Genomic DNA, 12,785 nt, shown 5'->3' on the forward strand with positions numbered 1-12,785 from the left:
CTTACTGTTGTCCTGATAGAGCATTCCACATTTGTTTGTGTAATGCCGAAATAGCGGTATAGGCCCCTTTCATTTCTGGTCGCTCCAGTTCCTTCAAGAACCAAAGAGACCCTAAGAGAATCGCTAAACATCCACCAGCCAGCATTAGATCATTGAACGTCATGAATAGGCTGTACCCAGACAAGCAGACATTGCACAGCATCCAAATTTTAGTGAAGAGCAATCCAGTTGAGTGATAGGTTACAAGCAAGTACGAAATGAAAGATGCGCATACTAGAACTAAAATTGGACCTCCCAACCACGTCGTCCATGTTTGAGTACCAAGAGGCGAGGGTAGTTCTAGTAACCATACTCCAGCACTCCAAATTACAGCTGATGCCATCATGTAGGCTGCTGCCATTTTTATCATCATTTGTGGTTTCATTTTCACTCCTTACCTATTCCACTTTCACATGTGAAAGTTGTTTTTAGGTTGTTTTTTCATTTAATTCCGATCCATAGCTGTGACGGATACTGTCATCGTTGAACCAGAAGCCCTTTTTGGATGGGGACTTAGTAGTCTCCAATCAAAAAGGCCCCAATTGCTGGGGCCGCTTTCACATGTGAAAGTCAATTTGTGCTGATAGAGATAAATACTGACTTTGTGCCATTTACATCTTTCAGCCATGACATTGCACCATAATCTCCATCGACCATCGCGCTGTACCGTTCCCGCACACCTAGACCACACAAGAGGTCATCAATCGCTGTTGTTGGGTCACAGGATGGACGATATGTTTCTTGCCAATGGATATCTCCAGATTCGATGTATGCCTCTTTGATATGGAAGTACTCGCCATTCCAAGTTGTATATAACTTGTCGTCATTTCCAGAAAACAAACGTGGATATATAGCACCGTTTGAATTGAGCTCTGTGACGTTACTTGCTATGGATTGTTCTAATGTGGCAAACATTAGCTTCTCTGTTCTGATGGTATTGCCAACAACATTGTCGCGTTGACGCCACACAGCATGAACATCTCCATTGGTACTGGTTAAGCTAGCTTGCCCTGCATCGGCACTTATATTGGGAATGCCTGAGATAGGAGAGTAACCATTGTTGTCACTACGCCATGTTACGCCGATTAGGTCAGAAGAACCCGACCCTCGGCTTTCAGACCATAGCGCATAGCTAGTAAGGTTAGTGTTGATAGATGCTAAACCACTCTTGACTCCATCATCATCAATAACGCTGCGTTCCACTACAGGCGTATTGAATGGACCAAGTTTGACGGTATGTTTGGCTAGGACATCATTTTCATCATCAGCGCCCTTTTCGATACTTAGGATTTCAAGTACGCCAGGAGAAGTTTCTACTGAATGTATCGAGATAGCACTTTTAACTTCACCGTCACTGTTTGTTTTTATATTTCTCGAAAGTTCTGTCGTTGCAATGATATTGGCTTTTGTGCCGTCGTTGCTTAACCAGGCTATTGCCAATGCATTTGTATCGGAGCCAAAAATCGGAGTTTGCCAGATAACGATGCTTTGTCCTGACGGGTCAGTGAAGAGAGTGTTGTCGGTGATTTTTACTCGACTTTCCTCATTCGTAGCTGCCGCGTCAGTCATAAGTACATGATCAACTTCTAATGGTGGGGACCATTCTTGTGTTGTTGCGTCGTAATAGGAAACGTTCAGTTTCTGGTTGTTACTATTGTCTCTCTGTACCCATGTAATATAGGCATTACCATGATTTGAAAGGCTCATTTGAACAGAGCTCTTGTAGTGGTTTTCATCGACAATGAATGGTTGCCAGTCTGATCTTAGTATTTCACCAATATCGGCACTTATCTTGACTTTGTTAGGTACATTGCCATTCGCATAGTCTTCGATAGGGGCTACAGAAGCATATAGCTCATCCGGTTTGTCATTGTTGGCTTCTTCGACCCAGGCACTGTATAGAACAGCCGAACCATTTTCGTTTTGTAGCTGGATGACAGGAAGTGTTGCATCTCTTGTTGGAGAGCTCAGTAACACTTCTTTTTGCCATTCTCGCTTAGCGACCGTTGTTGTTTCTGTTGAGTTGTCTTGGTTATTGCTTTCACTACCATTGCCATTGGAAGTAGTTCCAGTGCCTCCACTGGAACCACCACATCCTGCCAACACTGATAGTAGAGCAGCTGCTAAAGCTGTTCTTCTTAACATCAATTACATCCTCTGTTGTTAGTTGTTTTCGGATTCAATCATCATTTTTCGAATGATGGCCGCGATAGCTTGTGATGGCTGTGCCCCACGAATAAGCTGAGTTTTCCCAGTTTGGTTATCTACGATGAAAGTCGCTGGTGTACCTGAAATGCCATTTTCAGTAGCTTGCTTCACATCTGCTGCTATTTTCAGGTCGTAACGGCCAGAAGCTAAACACTCTCGAACTAGGGAAGCATCGGCACCAACACTCTCAATAACTTCTGCCAAATTAGGCACTCCACCACCATTGCCTTGTGATTTGGCAAATACTTCGTCTAAGAACACCCAGAATCCACGGTTGCCTTTTTGTTCAGCAACACATTCCGCTGCTAACGCTTCTTTTTCTGCCGCTGGGTTATGAAAACTCAATGGCAGATGTTTCCATTGCCAGTTGATATTCCCGTTACTTGCATCCACCACTTCTTTTGGTGTGTCGTGGAATTTTTTGCAGAACGGACACTCCAGGTCAGAAAATTCCACCAGCGTGAATCGAGCGTTCAGGTTTCCATATATGCGTTTATCGTCAGGCACTTGTTCGGGAGCTGATTCGTATTTTGCGTATTTAGCCTGAATATCCTGTTCGCGTTTCTGTTGAACGAAATGTTCCAGTGCTTTTTGAACTGCATTGTTAAAGCGCTCTTCTGATTTAAAGCGATAGTCACTTTCTAGTTGAGTAATCTTCGACTGGAGAGAATCGCGCTCTTGAATGAGCAACTCTTTGGTCTGGTAAATTTGATATCCCACTGTAGCGACAGACGCTCCCAAAATTAGGGTCATAGCAGCACCAACGGCCAGTAGCTTTTTCTGCATTGGACTGAATGATTTTTGTTGTTGTGGTGTGGTTTGTTCTGACATTACATTTTGTCCTTAGTAAACTTTTACAGTTGCCAATTCATGAATCAGGGTTGAAGCTTCCATTTTTGCGCGTTGTGTTAAGCGCTTAACGATGTCTTCACTTGGTGAGTAATCAACGAGGTTTGTTTCTTCTATAACATTGCGAGAAATAGAGTGTAGGCTTCCTAAACCATCAATTAACCCAATCTCAAGTGCTTGCTCTCCATTCCAGATCAATCCAGAGAACACTTTTGGATCGGCTTTGAGTCGTTCACCACGGCTCTCTTTTACTCGCTCGATGAACTGCTGGTGGGTTTTCGATAGCACTTCCTTCCAGAAGCTAGTTATCTCTTCTGAAAGAGGGGAGAATGGGTCTAACAAAGCTTTGTTTTCACCAGATGTTATAGCTCGTCTTTCAATACCCAATTTTTCCATGAGCCCGGTAAATCCGAAGCCAGAACTGATGACACCAATAGAGCCAACCATACTTGCTTTGTCCGCATAAATTTTGTCTGCGGCCACGGCGATGTAATAGCCACCAGATGCACCGATATCATCAATTACAGCGATAACTTGTTTTTCTGGGTATTCTGCTTTTTGAGCTTGAATCTCTTCGTATATTCGACCTGCTTGCACAGGGCTTCCACCAGGACTGTTTATTCGTAGAACGACAGCTTTTGCATGGGGATTTTTGAAAGCAGCCTGAATGGAAGGTATTAGATGATCTTCATCTGCAAGTGAACCCGCAGCGATTTCTCCTTTGATATTAATGAATGCAACATGTGGAGTGTCAGCTTTGGATGTCTGCCAAGGTAGTCCTCCTGGATTTGAAGCTACGGTTAGAAATGCAACTATCATAAGGACAAAGCCAAGGGAGCGAATCAACTGAATCCCTCTTCGCCATCTTCTGTCTTTTACCTGTTCCTTATGGAGGGTAAAGACCAGATCTTTAATCATGTCTTTTTCCCATGCTTCTGGTTTATTGTTTTCACTCATGTTTATTCCTTAGTTGTGGTTTGTTTTCGACCTGGGTGAGGTGGAACCAGAAACAGCTCCCATTCTTCCTCGGTTAATTTGTTCTCTTTCGCTAATTCAAGTTTGTCGGCTTGTTTTAACCTCTCTGATAACGTGGATTCCGCTAACCCGAAATTAGTAGCGACTGCCGCAACGGAAGGGTATCCCTTGCCATTTATCACAATTTCAACATCGGCTTTTCGATTAGGGGGAATAGCGTTGAGTACCTTTTCCCAGTCCATATCTGAAAGCTCGTTACATCGTGCCTTTTCCAATAATTCTCGATGTCGAAGTCTCTGGTAGAGAGCCGAGTACGTTAAGTTAGCGGCTTCGGCTAGATGGTTTAACGTGGGGTAGGAATCACCTTTATAGGTGATAGGTTTGTTGGCCGCCTTTGGGCCCTTGTTTGGAGCTGGTGGTTCAGATAAGACTGAGTTCCAGTTCTCATCTGTCATAGTGTTGGTTTGGTAGGCTTTTAATAGCCCTTTATCCCTAATCCTTGAATAGAGAGTCCTTTCTGCTTTACCAGTTTGTTGGGCCAGTTCGGTTAAACTAGCGTAGGGTTTTCCTTTGACGTAAATAGGTGAACTCTTTCTTCGCCTTGCTTTACGTTTTTTAGTCTTTTTTTCTGGGCAAAATGTGCCAGCTTCTCTTTGTTCTATGAAGACAGAGCTAGTTTCTGCGTTGAAGAACTCATCCGCTATTCTATTTTTAAGCTCCGTTGCCCTGGCTATGACGACATCAAGCATTCGATCAACAGCCACAGCATTTGCTGCACTATACGGAACCAGCTTTCCTTCGCGGTTGCGTTTAAGGCTAAGTGCTTCTGCTTCTCGGCAAAGCTCTGTACATTGAATAGCGAAATGTCCGGTATCTTTCATTAGGTATGATGAAATGATGCCGCTCATTTTCCTCGTGAATCTTGAAGTCATATATTGAACATGCCCATCCATCAATTCCTGGCTTTCTATACCAAGCTTTCTGGACAGCTCTTCAATATCTTTTTGTTTATAACGGAAAGCCGAGTGTTTTAAGCTTTGTGCATTACGAATAAGCTCTTGACTCGCGCCATGTCTCTCCAAGTCGGATATTAGGAATGGGGCCAATAGATCCATGCGCACTACACTCCAACTCCAATGACCTTCAAGACAAATAGGCATAGCATTGAATAGAAGGGGGTTAGCAGTAGAGATGCCATGACCATACCGAATACTCGTGCTGGCATTTTTTTAGCGTACATAACCATCCAAGACATCATTGCACATAAGGCAGCGATCATTGCTCCACCAGCGCCAAGCTCAGGGAAAAGCACTGATTGGATAAGGATAAACAGGCATTGAGCATAGCCAGCTTGATTCAATGGCTTGTTACTAAGGTTTTCTTCACTTTTTTCTGGTGTTTGAGTTCTTTCCACATTTCGCTCCTTACGCCAACTCTGGTTCACCGAAGTATTGACGGTATAAGTCGTGATCATTCGCTAACAGACGCTTGACTGTGCTTTCATCAATCTCATTAATTGCCATGATTAGGATTTGGTCTTTCCCAATCACACTCATATCTACAGTGAACCAAGTGCCTCTGACCGATTTAGCAAGAATTTGTAGGTTCCAAGGCACTTTTATCTCGTTGGCCGCAGTGATGTTTGAAACCTTAACAACCGTTGCATCCTTCCCGAGCCAGCGTTTGTTATCAATGACAAGATCCATATTGTCGAACGCTGATTTGGCTGCTTTTTTGCGGATTTCTATGATGGAGTTTGAGCCTCCATTCTTGGCCGCAAGCCAAAGAACTACCCCTAATGCTGTACAGGCGACGATAGGTTTACCTGCAAGACCAGCAATTACTCCGCCGATAGATATCAGCAACATCATTGCTTTATTGATTCTTGTTAATGGCATAAGCCCTCCTTTGCCATGAGAGTAACGGATAAACAGCAAAAGCTTCTCACGGCAACATGCCCAATAAGGGCAACTGAGAACTCAATGAAACAATCCCTCACACGAACAGGACGTCTTTATTAGTCCTTGCCTAATAGCCTGATATTTGTAGTAGAGAGAGACGACTTTTTTTTCATTCAGTAACTTTGTTCTGATGTAACGAACCTTGTTCTTTCCGTCGGGCTGTGGGACAACCGTTCTAACGTACCCGTAATCGGATACCTCTAAGTTGTATTGATTTTTAAGAATCACTCGGTATACAGATAGCTGGATTACATCCGATTCAAAGATCCTGTTATCTTTCCTTAACTTGGTATCCAGAGGGATAAGGACTTTCTTTTTTGATAAAAAAACTTGATCGACTCTTCCATGCAGAGGTACAGGTAGTGTTGTTGCCACATCTTCTTCACAAAGAAACAGAGTTGCGTTTCTCAACTCTTTTGGCATGTTTTCTTCACTCCACCAGCTGAGCACCTCATGCAAATGCTTTTTCCGCCATAGGTCTACTTTGGCAATTAGAAATGGAGCGACAATCAGTGAAACTAACAACAAGACTATATTCATAAGATACTCTCGATTACTTTATAGTGTCATTATATAGCCCTTTAAATATTTGTCACGTAGCCACTTAGGAAGTACTAAGCATTTAGGTTCGGTATGAGGGAAGGGGTAGCGTGAAAGACTTTTAGGGCAGGGAAGAGCCCCGTGTAGAAGGGGCTATTGCAGCTGGTGGAGCACTAGTGAAGCAAAGAGGGGACTTTCACATGTGAAAGTCTACCGTCAGACATCATATCTAAGGTGTCTACATCTAAATTTGAGCCTCTTAGCCCTTTTCCTTCGTAGACGATATCTGGTGTGCAGCTTGATTTAAATACGCCGTGGGGAATATGATCGAAATCCCCAAGCCACATTCTAAGTCTGAGATCAACGATGTAGTCTCCTGGCAATGTAATCCAGCAATGAGGGGTTACTACGTCTCCTGACGACTTTTCTGTTACATAGCCGAACATGCAACAGTGTTCAACGTTGGCTTGTTTCAGAAGATGGCTTACTAGATAAGTCATTCCATCACAGTCAACCTGACAGTCCTCCAACACAAACAGAACTGTTTCTAACTCAGAAAACCATTCCTCATTGATCATTTGAAATTTCCTTTGTATTTATCTCATTCTCAAAAGGGTACGGCTTTCTTCTTTCCGCCAATTCAATGTCTGCTCCGCACTGTTTACATAACCCCTGTTCCTTTGCACAGCTGTCGCAGACTGCATCAGTAGCAGTTGAGCCGAACTGCATTGTTTCTTCGCAAACACCACAAGGTTTTGATGTTATCGCAGCTCCTCCTATTCGTTGAGAACGAGCGTAATAGCAACATAAACACAAATGCATGGACTCTCGTTTTTCCTTTTCGACGTCAGAGGTAATCCTTTCGGCAAGTTGGAGTATGTGCTGGATTTGTTCTTTAGCTCTTTTGTTTCTATATGAAATTGTTGAGCGTGTAATTTGTTCTTTCTGCTGCTGCATGTCTACCTCCTGAAAAAGGCAATCTCCCTAAGCAAAATGCTTGGGGAGAGCTAATTAGTTCTCTGGGTGTATGAACAATAGAGGTTCGCCATTGTCGAGTATATAAGGCGTTTTAACTTTAGATTCACCTACCTGTATGTTCCCAGATGCTACGTAAACATAAGCCCAAGAGGGAAGTTTTCCGCTTACAAGTGAATATATTTTGTCGCTTGGGACATGGCTACCTTTACCGGGAGTAACTCGGAATCGGTTGTAGTAAACACTGTGGTTTGATTCAAAAGCATACGAATCAATTTCATCGACTCCGACAAAGCTAGGGGCCTTTGCTTCGCGGGGCTCAAAGACTTCGGTTGCTATGTAGCAGAGATCTACATTTGTCATGCCTGGTTTGTATATGGGGCAACCGTATTCTTCACTGTGAAAGTAGAACTCTACTTTGCGTTCGGAATTGCCATTTGTTGCTTCATACTCTAATCCCATTTCTTCTAGCGTTGACTCAATGGCCGTTTTCATTTCAAACAAAAGTTTTTCTTGAGCATTTTTGGTGGATGACGCTTCGGACTTTGGCATCCATGCAATTACGCTGTTTCTGGATGCTGTGTCGGGCTGCTCTAAAAGAGAGGTGACAAGCCCCAATCCCAACCCTGATGTTAAATCTAGGTTCGCGCCGAAGGAGGAGGTAAACAAAAGAGAGTTTGTCGCAGCGCTGCCTGCAAATTGCAAAGACTCGTAATTCTCTCTTGGGACGTATTTGTCACTTACATCGTACAATCCACCAGCCTGCGCGATGTTATATGCGCGACTGTGTGATTCATCGTATGACACTGGTTGGGAGGTTGACGCACAACCAGTCATTATTACCGACATTATTGACACGCCTAAACCTATTAGTTTTCCATTTATCATTACCTAACTCCTAAGTTGTTTTTAGGTTGCTTTTGTGTTCCTTTAGTGAACAATGCAACTTTACCTTATCTATCAAAACACTACCTTAAAGGCACTTTGCTTTTCTTGACGGCATTCAATCTATTTTTATGCATACCCATCATTCAATCTAAATGTTGTCTTTGGGTTGCTTTTCGATATCTCACGTTGAAAAGCCAAGTCCGTTTTCGGTTTACCTTTTAAGCTCATTATATGACCTTATAAAGATGATGCAATACACTAATTCACGGCTGGTTAAAGTAAATGTCAGTACGGTCGATTAAAGAAAATCAGTGTCCTATGCTTTTTATTGGACGCTCAGAATTGGCTTGGAGAGCCTTGTATGGAATTTGTCGTTATTACTTTCTTTGGATTAGCTATATCCACGCTGGTGGTGCAATACACTTCTCGGCGTACTAACGGAACAACGCTAAGTTATTCCCAGTCTTTTAAGGTCGTCTTAATTCGCAGTGGAGTGGCTGTGGGGGCTGGGTTTTTGATTGGTAGATTGTTCTCAGTAGCGATTTCAAAAGGCTTTCTGAATAAGGATGTTTTGATAGAACAACCTCTGGTTGTTGCAGGTATAGTTGCGTTTTGCGGCCTAGCTTCGTTCCTGGCATTTCAGTGGGGTTACTCAAAGATTTCCGGCAAACAGGTCTCTCTGTTGTCAGCTCTCAAGTTCGCAGTCAAAGAGATAGGGTACTTTATGTTACTGCTTGCTGGAGTGTTTGTTCTTTCGTTAGCTCTGTTTGGTATTGTGGAGGTTATGGCGAGTAATGGTTCTGAGTTGTCTATCCGGTCTTGATTCGATGTGTGATGTTATTTCGGTGCTCGGAAACATCACCAAACCGGGTTCTAATTCATTGATTAGCCTCTAGTGCTATTTATCTTCTTTGCTTTCACCAAAACAGTTCCTATGGACCGAAGGAAACACAACTAGGTAGTACCAAGCATTACATAAAGCCTTCGGTATATTCAAGACATTCATATCTGCATGATTTTTTATGACGTTCATCGTATGGCGATAGTGAGCTGGATACCACGTTTGCAAAGGTAATAAAGCTCGCAATGCTTGAGAATCGGACTTCTGAACTGGCCGCAAGGCAAGTATACACATTGATTTTCTGGATTAACGCAAGACCAGCAAGTAGTTTCGTTTATTCTAGGACCTGCACTGTTGGAGTATTTAGGTTGCTAATTGGTAGAGCTCCCTAATTTGGTTTTGGGGTAGGTTTGATACTGATTCATAGACATAAGGTGTGATCGGTTAACTGATCGGGTTTGTATGTTAATTGGATTGGTGTGTTCTGGTGCGTCATTTGCGTTTTATCACGCTATGTTCTGGTGCGTCATTGTTAATGCTCTCGTTCGAATTTTACCTGGCAATCATGTTTGGTATCCGATTGGTGATTTGTAGAGGGCAGAGTTGTGTTTGGTGGTGATCACCTAATGGAGGCAAGCTGATAGGCTGTAAGTCATTATTTCGACTCTGACATTAAAGCCTTTGCTGTGTCTCAATGCGGCTCTTAACAACGTGCAAATTCTGTGTATCAGTAAGGTTTGTTGTGAGGTGACAAATGATGTTTTTATCCACAGAAAAAGTGGATAAGTTTTGTACGAACGCCAATTGCTCTGTGTCTTGTGAGTGCAAATTATCCTTGCTTAACTTGCGTATAAAGCTACTAGTGATAGCAATCCCATAGCGAACGCACCGCTTAAACATAGTTGCAGCACACGACGGCATTTAACTTGTTTGTCTGTCATAAAGCGCTGTGTGGCACTCTCATAGGAGAAGTGAGCAAATTCACCTCGCAATGTATCACTGGTTCCGTTAAAAGCGTTAGAGAGCTTTCTAGGCACTCTCTCGTTGATCCTTTTACTCACTCGTGATCGTTTGATCATTTTTTCACATTTGCCTAATTTTGCCATTTCAGTAGCTGATACAGAATTCATGTTGGTCTCCTTGGTTCATTGTTCTTATAGTTCAACCTTTCGCTTATCAATAAGTTTTTCGTAGTCATTCAGAAGCCTACGGATCTTCATTAGTACATTTGAGCGTTGCCTTAGCACTGCGTAGTATTCTTCGGTCATTTTTATGGACTTGAACTCATCGTCAGTAGCTTTTTTGAATGCTGACAAGTCGTATTGATTGCCTGTCCCTTTCTTGAGGTATGTTGAATACACTTGGGATTTACCCCCCTTTGGATCTGGCTTGAAACGGTTTAAAAACCATTCGGCAGATAGGCTTCTTCCATTCATTCTTGCCCTCGTTCCGAATCGCCATTGATTATTTTCGTCCTCTTCTTCTCTGGCTATTCTGTTTGATGCCCAATGTACGTCTGCTCTTTTCTTTGCTTCAACAATAAGAACTTTCATCTCTTGCTCTAGTGCGGTTTGTATCTCTAGAACAAAGTCTCTTGATATTGCTTCAATGTCATCAAGGTACAGTTCAGATCTTTCATCCTCATTTTTGGGATCTAACAAAAGATCCCAGTCTATATTTGCCTTCTTACTGATTTTATCCGTACTCATTTCTTAGGCTCCTGAGCTGGCTTTAGCGTGGCTAATAGCAAAATTCCTAACCAATTCCTATCCAAATATCTATCTATCTGGAGGATTTAACTCTTTTATCCAGATAGATAAGTACTCTCTTACGATAGCTCGTGAATTAATTTTGTCAACGCTCTATCTATCTGGATAATTGGCTATCAATATCCTAGATATTGCACTCTTTGTGATTATGTATCAGTTTTATCCAGATAGATATAGGATTTCTACTCATAAATATTTCACTATACACCAGCGAAGTTATTAAAGGGTCTTGAGCAAATGCTTCGATTGTTGCTTTTTTTTCGTTTTTTAATCGAAAAGCAATCTAAACGCCCCTTTTGGGCAATTGTGGAGGCGGTCTTGGTAAATGTAGTGATGTAAATTGTCTCTCATCGGCTGAATTGCATCTAAAAGCCATCTTGTGATTACTTTTTGATTTAATAGGAGTGGGGCATGTTTGTTCTTGGTCTAGATATTGGATACTCAAACTTAAAACTTGCATACGGAGAGAAGGGTGAAGAGCCTAAGGTTGAAGTTCTGCCTGTAGGCGCTGGGCCAGCAGAGCTTATGCCTCAGCAGTTAATGGGAGGCGCGTCTAATTGTATCCTGGTGGACATAGACGGAGAAAAATGGGTCGCTGGGGTAGAGCCAGATCGATTGCAGGGATGGGAAAGAGAGTTACATGGTGATTATCCCTCAACCAAATCGTATAAGGCTTTATTTTTAGCTGGCTTACTTTTGAGCGGACGTTCAGAGATTGATGTTCTTGTAACTGGTCTTCCTGTTGATCAGTTTATGGATAAGTCTAAGAGAGATGCACTTGTTGAACGTCTCACTGGTGAGCATCAAATTTCACCTAAAAGAAAGGTGCTGGTGAAATCAGTTGTAGTGGTGCCTCAGCCTGCCGGAGCGTATATGGATGTGGTTAGTTCTTGCGATGATGAGGAACTGTTAGAAATCATAAATGAAGGTCGGACAGTTGTTATTGACCCTGGGTTTTTTAGTGTTGATTGGGTCGCTCTCGAAGAGGGGGAAGTGCGTTATCAATCTTCTGGTACGTCTCTGAAAGCTATGTCTATGCTTCTACAGGAACTAAATAGACTAATACAAGAGGACTATGGTACGGGACCTGGATTAGAAAAAATCGAAAAAGCTATCCGCTCGAATAAGAAAGAATTGCTTCTACACGGTTCGAAAGTTCCTCTTGGTGAGTACTTCGATAAGGCTGCGTCCAAGGTTGCTCCAAATGCATTAACGCCTATGAAGAAGTCTATGCGTGAAGAAGGTATGGCTGCTGATGCTGTGTTGCTTGCTGGTGGAGGAGCTTCGGCTTACAAAGAAGCTGCAAAAGAACTGTTCCCTCATTCAAAGGTTGTGGTTCCTTCCAACGCAGTGGCATCGAATGCTCGTGGTTTTTGGTTCTGCGGCTAGTTAAGGGGGACATATGGCTAGTAGTGATTGGGATGGGAAAATTAGTAATTTCAAAGTCTCAGAGCAGGCATTTCCCGAGCTTTATCAAGAGCTATCTCAAATGCATCATAAGGAACGTTGTGACCGTCTTAGATGTTTAGCTATGTTAGGTATGTATGCTCTTAGAGGTGGGGCAATGACTACAGTCCAACACTCTAGCCCTCCACTTGAAGAGCAGGTTGAAGAGAAAAATAATAAGTTAGACAAAGCTAGGAATGGGTTGAAAGGTAAATTGCTGCAAAGTGTATGACGCAGATTGTAAATAGAGCGTTGTTCCAATAGAAAAGGGGTGAGAAATCACCCCTTTTCTAA

General features: G+C 42.6%; 15 protein-coding genes. 3 read left to right on the plus strand and 12 right to left on the minus strand.

All coding sequences use genetic code 11. The features are described 5' to 3' along the window. Position 1: 1 nt before the first annotated feature. The 10 genes from WR49_RS12660 to WR49_RS12710 all read right to left on the minus strand — a co-directional run bounded on the left by WR49_RS12660 (position 2) and on the right by WR49_RS12710 (position 8,435). Positions 2 to 412 (minus strand): hypothetical protein, encoded by a 411-nt coding sequence (locus tag WR49_RS12660; protein ID WP_131815226.1) that lies wholly within the window; start codon positions 410 to 412, stop codon positions 2 to 4. A gap of 197 nt (positions 413 to 609) precedes the next feature. Then, entirely contained in the window at positions 610 to 2,184 is a 1,575-nt protein-coding gene (locus WR49_RS12665) for a hypothetical protein (protein ID WP_046224250.1), read from the minus strand. A gap of 18 nt (positions 2,185 to 2,202) precedes the next feature. After that, the gene (locus WR49_RS12670) at positions 2,203 to 3,078 is read right to left on the minus strand and encodes a DsbA family protein (RefSeq protein ID WP_032073044.1); all 876 of its coding nucleotides are present in this window, start codon (positions 3,076 to 3,078) and stop codon (positions 2,203 to 2,205) included. 12 nt (positions 3,079 to 3,090) lie between these two features. After that, entirely contained in the window at positions 3,091 to 4,053 is a 963-nt protein-coding gene (gene sppA / locus WR49_RS12675; protein WP_014386852.1) for a signal peptide peptidase SppA, read from the minus strand. Positions 4,054 to 4,055: 2 nt separating this feature from the next. Next, positions 4,056 to 5,192: a hypothetical protein gene (locus WR49_RS12680; protein ID WP_146194536.1), complete on the minus strand. Its 1,137-nt coding sequence runs from the start codon at positions 5,190 to 5,192 to the stop codon at positions 4,056 to 4,058. Beyond that, positions 5,192 to 5,485 carry a hypothetical protein gene (locus WR49_RS12685; RefSeq protein ID WP_052715036.1) on the minus strand — a complete coding sequence of 98 codons (294 nt, stop codon included), beginning with the start codon at positions 5,483 to 5,485 and terminating at the stop codon, positions 5,192 to 5,194. Before WR49_RS12685 ends, WR49_RS12680 begins: the two co-directional genes overlap by 1 nt. Positions 5,486 to 5,495: 10 nt before the next feature. Further along, the gene (locus WR49_RS12690; protein WP_014386849.1) at positions 5,496 to 5,969 is read right to left on the minus strand and encodes a hypothetical protein; all 474 of its coding nucleotides are present in this window, start codon (positions 5,967 to 5,969) and stop codon (positions 5,496 to 5,498) included. 776 nt (positions 5,970 to 6,745) lie between these two features. Further along, the gene (locus WR49_RS12700; RefSeq protein WP_046224253.1) at positions 6,746 to 7,150 is read right to left on the minus strand and encodes a hypothetical protein; all 405 of its coding nucleotides are present in this window, start codon (positions 7,148 to 7,150) and stop codon (positions 6,746 to 6,748) included. Next, entirely contained in the window at positions 7,140 to 7,529 is a 390-nt protein-coding gene (locus WR49_RS12705) for a hypothetical protein (RefSeq protein ID WP_017086033.1), read from the minus strand. The genes WR49_RS12700 and WR49_RS12705 overlap by 11 nt, the downstream gene beginning before the upstream one ends. 54 nt (positions 7,530 to 7,583) lie before the next feature. Continuing rightward, positions 7,584 to 8,435 (minus strand): hypothetical protein, encoded by an 852-nt coding sequence (locus WR49_RS12710; RefSeq protein WP_041154789.1) that lies wholly within the window; start codon positions 8,433 to 8,435, stop codon positions 7,584 to 7,586. A gap of 361 nt (positions 8,436 to 8,796) precedes the next feature. Between WR49_RS12710 and WR49_RS12715 the strand changes: the two genes are divergently transcribed. Next, positions 8,797 to 9,258 (plus strand): hypothetical protein, encoded by a 462-nt coding sequence (locus tag WR49_RS12715; protein ID WP_014386844.1) that lies wholly within the window; start codon positions 8,797 to 8,799, stop codon positions 9,256 to 9,258. Positions 9,259 to 10,115: 857 nt separating this feature from the next. Here the strand turns inward: WR49_RS12715 and WR49_RS12720 are convergent. Continuing rightward, positions 10,116 to 10,406, minus strand: a complete 291-nt coding sequence (locus tag WR49_RS12720) for a hypothetical protein (protein ID WP_041154790.1) — start codon at positions 10,404 to 10,406, stop codon at positions 10,116 to 10,118. A 24-nt stretch (positions 10,407 to 10,430) separates the two neighbouring features. Next, positions 10,431 to 10,985, minus strand: coding sequence for a conjugative transfer protein MobI(A/C) (gene mobI, locus WR49_RS12725; protein WP_046224254.1), 555 nt, complete (start codon positions 10,983 to 10,985; stop codon positions 10,431 to 10,433). Positions 10,986 to 11,456: 471 nt separating this feature from the next. Here mobI and WR49_RS12730 point away from each other — a divergent pair, with 471 nt between their 5' ends. Both WR49_RS12730 and WR49_RS12735 read left to right on the plus strand, forming a co-directional pair. Beyond that, positions 11,457 to 12,434, plus strand: a complete 978-nt coding sequence (locus WR49_RS12730; protein ID WP_017086038.1) for a ParM/StbA family protein — start codon at positions 11,457 to 11,459, stop codon at positions 12,432 to 12,434. 13 nt (positions 12,435 to 12,447) lie between these two features. Further along, a complete protein-coding gene (locus WR49_RS12735) occupies positions 12,448 to 12,723 on the plus strand; it encodes a hypothetical protein (protein WP_041154791.1) in 276 nt (91 codons plus the stop codon). Positions 12,724 to 12,785: the final 62 nt, after the last annotated feature.

The organism is Vibrio sp. ECSMB14106, assembly GCF_000972265.1.
GTDB classification, from domain to species: domain Bacteria; phylum Pseudomonadota; class Gammaproteobacteria; order Enterobacterales; family Vibrionaceae; genus Vibrio; species Vibrio kanaloae.

Coding starts and splice junctions, on each gene's coding strand:
- WR49_RS12710 (WP_041154789.1), bottom strand. CDS start 8,435: ATGATAAATGGAAAACTAATAGGTTTAGGCGTGTCAATAATGTCGGTA.
- mobI (WP_046224254.1), bottom strand. CDS start 10,985: ATGAGTACGGATAAAATCAGTAAGAAGGCAAATATAGACTGGGATCTT.
- WR49_RS12660 (WP_131815226.1), bottom strand. CDS start 412: ATGATGATAAAAATGGCAGCAGCCTACATGATGGCATCAGCTGTAATT.
- WR49_RS12700 (WP_046224253.1), bottom strand. CDS start 7,150: ATGATCAATGAGGAATGGTTTTCTGAGTTAGAAACAGTTCTGTTTGTG.
- sppA (WP_014386852.1), bottom strand. CDS start 4,053: ATGAGTGAAAACAATAAACCAGAAGCATGGGAAAAAGACATGATTAAA.
- WR49_RS12665 (WP_046224250.1), bottom strand. CDS start 2,184: ATGTTAAGAAGAACAGCTTTAGCAGCTGCTCTACTATCAGTGTTGGCA.
- WR49_RS12720 (WP_041154790.1), bottom strand. CDS start 10,406: ATGAATTCTGTATCAGCTACTGAAATGGCAAAATTAGGCAAATGTGAA.
- WR49_RS12690 (WP_014386849.1), bottom strand. CDS start 5,969: ATGCCATTAACAAGAATCAATAAAGCAATGATGTTGCTGATATCTATC.
- WR49_RS12715 (WP_014386844.1), top strand. CDS start 8,797: ATGGAATTTGTCGTTATTACTTTCTTTGGATTAGCTATATCCACGCTG.
- WR49_RS12735 (WP_041154791.1), top strand. CDS start 12,448: ATGGCTAGTAGTGATTGGGATGGGAAAATTAGTAATTTCAAAGTCTCA.
- WR49_RS12730 (WP_017086038.1), top strand. CDS start 11,457: ATGTTTGTTCTTGGTCTAGATATTGGATACTCAAACTTAAAACTTGCA.
- WR49_RS12705 (WP_017086033.1), bottom strand. CDS start 7,529: ATGCAGCAGCAGAAAGAACAAATTACACGCTCAACAATTTCATATAGA.
- WR49_RS12670 (WP_032073044.1), bottom strand. CDS start 3,078: ATGTCAGAACAAACCACACCACAACAACAAAAATCATTCAGTCCAATG.